This window comes from Streptomyces specialis, assembly GCF_001493375.1.
GTDB lineage: Bacteria > Actinomycetota > Actinomycetes > Streptomycetales > Streptomycetaceae > Streptomyces > Streptomyces specialis.
This window is the reverse complement of sequence record NZ_LN929881.1, coordinates 1-1,118: the sequence shown is the minus strand read 5'-3', so window position 1 is coordinate 1,118 and position 1,118 is coordinate 1. Positions and strand designations below refer to the sequence as shown.

Genomic DNA, 1,118 nt, shown 5'->3' with positions numbered 1-1,118 from the left:
GGCCGGGTCCTCGCCGCCGTCGCCGCCGAGCCGGCCGCGCCGAGCGGCGAGGACCCGGCCCGGCCACCGGCCGCACTCGCGCGGGCCACCGCCCGCTGGGCCGCCCGCGCCTTCGCCGAACTCCTGCCCGACACGCCCGAGTTCGGCCTGGACGATCTCCGGCGGGCCGGCCTGCGCGAGGAATACGCCCGGCACGCCGCGCTCCTCGCCGCCCAAGCGGTCGAACACGGCCTGCTCGACCGGGTCGACGGCGGCCCCGAACCGCGCTGGCGCCGGACCGCGCCGCCCGACACGACCGGCCACACCGCGTCGCTGCTCACCGACCACCCCGACGCCGCCGCCGAACTCGCCCTCCACACCCACTGCGGGGCCCGGCTCCCGGCGGTGCTGCGCGGAACGGCCGACCCGCAGGCCCTGCTGGCCGCCGAGGGCGCCCGCCACCTCTGCGAGTACGTCCGGTCCCGCGCCCTGCGGGCCCCCCCCCGCCGCGCCCGGCCGGTGCTGGCCGCCGCGGTCGCGGACTGGCCCGCCGACCGGCCGCTGCGCGTGCTCGAACTCGGCGGCGGCACCGGCGAACTGGCCGCCGCGCTGCTGCCGGGCCTGCCGCCGGACCGCACGGAGTGCCTCTTCACCGACATCGGCGCCGCCCCCTTCCCCCGGGCCCGGGCCCGCCTCGCCGCCTACGACACGACGGTGGACTACCGCCGCTTCGACCCCGCGGCCGACGCGTCGCGGCAGGACGTCCCCGGCGGGTTCGGCCTGATCGTGGACTCCGGGGCGCTGCACGCCACCGCCGATCCCGTCGCCACCGTCCGCCGTGTCGCCGCGCTGCTCGCGCCCGGCGGCCAGGTGCTGACGCTGACCGGTGGGGCATCGCCCGCGGCGGCCTTGTTCCACGGCCTGTTCGCGAAGGACGCGACGCGCGGCGCGGACGGCACCGGCCCCGAGCCGCGCGCGGCCCTCGCCGAGGCCGGTCTCACCGACATCGTCGCGTGGGGAGAGGCGACCGGCACCGCCGTGCTCCTGGCCCGCCGGGGCGACCTCCCGCACCCCACGGCCGACACCCCACACAGCATCTCTTCTCCCCCTCTTAACCTCCCCGCGGATAGGCTACTCTA

General features: G+C 79.3%; 1 protein-coding gene. It reads left to right on the top strand.

Translation table 11 applies throughout. The features are described from left to right. The coding region (locus BN2279_RS09730; RefSeq protein ID WP_159037179.1) for a class I SAM-dependent methyltransferase at positions 1-1,118 on the top strand (1,118 nt) is incomplete at both ends.